Annotated in this window: 1 pseudogene; it reads left to right on the top strand. The window is 54.8% G+C overall.

The features are described from left to right. Window positions 1–389 (top strand): annotated as a pseudogene (locus tag IC219_RS21420) (collagen-like protein); the annotation flags it as partial.

The raw sequence follows: 389 nt of genomic DNA, 5'->3' as shown, positions 1-389 counted from the left end.
GCCGACAGGAGCAACAGGAGATACAGGAGCAGATGGACTGGCAGGTCCAACAGGAGCAACAGGAGCAACAGGAGCAGATGGACTGGCAGGTCCAACAGGTCCAACAGGAGCAACAGGAGTAGGAATAACAGGAGCAACAGGTTTAATAGGTCCAACAGGAGCAACAGGAACACCTGGAGCGACAGGTCCAACAGGCCCAACAGGAGCAACAGGAGCAAATGGATTGATAGGCCCAACAGGAGCAACAGGAAATACAGGGGCAGATGGAGCAACAGGTCCAACAGGTCCAAAAGGAGCAACAGGAGAAACAGGAGCAAATAGAGGAAGAGGGAGAAAAGGCCCAACAGGAGCAGATGGAGCAGCTGGAGCAACAGGGCCACCAGGGCCAC

Source organism: Clostridioides sp. ES-W-0018-02 (assembly GCF_020658175.1).
Taxonomy (GTDB): Bacteria; Bacillota; Clostridia; order Peptostreptococcales; family Peptostreptococcaceae; genus Clostridioides.
The sequence above is the reverse complement of the archived record's forward strand: the minus strand, read 5'-3'. Positions and strand labels throughout refer to the sequence as shown.